We start from the raw sequence: 1,561 nt of genomic DNA on the forward strand, positions 1-1,561 counted from the left end.
GGCACCCGCCGTCCGCCCACCGCCATCCGTCACCGAAGTCCTGTGTAGAAGGAAAGAAGTCGATACATGCAGACAGCTGCATCCGCACCGGCATCCGGACTGCTGCGGCGAGCGAGGCTGCGGCACTTCCTGCGGGCCCGCCGGGAGCAGATCACGCCGGAAGAGGTCGGGCTGGTGAACTTCGACCGCCGGCGGACCCCCGGCCTGCGGCGCGAGGAGGTGGCGGCCCTCGCCGGCGTCGGGGTGTCCTGGTACACCTGGCTCGAACAGGGCCGGGACATCAACGTCTCCGAAAGCATCGTGAACGCGGTCAGCAACGCCCTGCGGCTGGAGGACTGTGAGCGCGACTACTTCCACCGGCTGGCCGGCCACAACCCGCCACCGCGCACACCGGACCGGGGCCAGGACGGCGGACATGCGCGGATGCGGGCGCTCGTCGAGGGCTGGTCGCCGAATCCGGCGTACATCACCGACCGGTACGGGCGCGTCGAACTCGCCAGCCGCTCGGCGCGCTCCCTTTTCCACATCGGCACGCGCGGGCACAACTGCGTCGTGAAGTTCTTCACCGAGTCGGCGACCCGTGAGAAATACCCGGACACGGAGGAGGTGGGGCGGGGTCTCGTCGCACAGTTCCGGGCGCAGTCGGCCCGCTTCCCGCAGGATCCGGAATTCGGCCGCATTGCGGACCGCCTCAGCGAGATGAGCCCGCATTTCGCGGAACTGTGGGACTGTCACGAGGTGGTCGGGCCCAATCAGGGGCTGCGCAGGATCGCGCTGCCGCAGGCCGGGGTGACGGTGTTCGACCGGGTGGTGATGCGGGTGCCGGCGAGCCCCGAATCCCTCCTGACCTTGTACATCGCCCAGTCCGGGGCGGAGCGGGCCGGCCTGCGGGCCGAGCCGGCCGGGTTCGGGGCCGAGGCGGCCTGAGCCGTCCGGCGGCCCCTGGCCGGCACGCGGCGCGCTGCCGGGCCCTGTGCCGTACGGGGCGTCGCCGGCGCAACCGGTTTTCCCACAGGTGGTGTTCGCACCACCATGATCGGGAGACACTTCCTCCGCCTGTTCACGGATCCCATGATGAATGCGTTGGGACGCGGAGGATTCGATCCCCTGAATTCACCGGTTCCATTCTTTCTCGCAACGGCGGTATGCCGTTCCCAACGGGCGCACACGCCCCGGGATTTCGGCACTCCCCCTTGATTCACGGAGGAATGTAATGGAGAATTCGATCGTCAGCCGGGTCGTCACCGTCCTCGGTGAGCTGGAGGTCTCGACGGCGGGCGTCACGCCCGACACCACGTTCGAGGCCATGGAGATCGACTCGCTGCTGCTGGAGGAGCTGGCGCTGCGCCTGCAGCTGTCCTTCGGCGTGGAGATCGAGATGGGCGAGCTCGTCCCGGAGCAGACCGTCGCGGAAGCCGCCGCGGTGATCGCCTCCAAGGGCGTCCCCGTCGCCTGACGCCCGCCCCTCGAACACCTCGCACCCCCACTCCCGCGGACCTGACGGGTCCGCGCCCCGGGGCCTTCCCGATCCCCGGCCCCTCGCATCCCCCCACACCGGTTC

At 69.8% G+C, this 1,561-nt stretch carries 2 protein-coding genes; both read left to right on the forward strand.

Annotated elements, in window-relative coordinates; genetic code table 11:
- Positions 1-66: 66 nt before the first annotated feature.
- Positions 67-927, forward strand: a complete 861-nt coding sequence (locus tag EF903_RS32420; protein WP_125548515.1) for a helix-turn-helix transcriptional regulator — start codon at positions 67-69, stop codon at positions 925-927.
- A gap of 286 nt (positions 928-1,213) precedes the next feature.
- Positions 1,214-1,456: a phosphopantetheine-binding protein gene (locus EF903_RS32425; RefSeq protein WP_114054533.1), complete on the forward strand. Its 243-nt coding sequence runs from the start codon at positions 1,214-1,216 to the stop codon at positions 1,454-1,456.
- The last annotated feature ends 105 nt before the right edge of the window (positions 1,457-1,561 follow it).

Origin of the sequence: Streptomyces sp. WAC05292, assembly GCF_003949955.1 — a bacterium.
In the GTDB taxonomy this organism is placed as follows: domain Bacteria; phylum Actinomycetota; class Actinomycetes; order Streptomycetales; family Streptomycetaceae; genus Streptomyces; species Streptomyces globosus.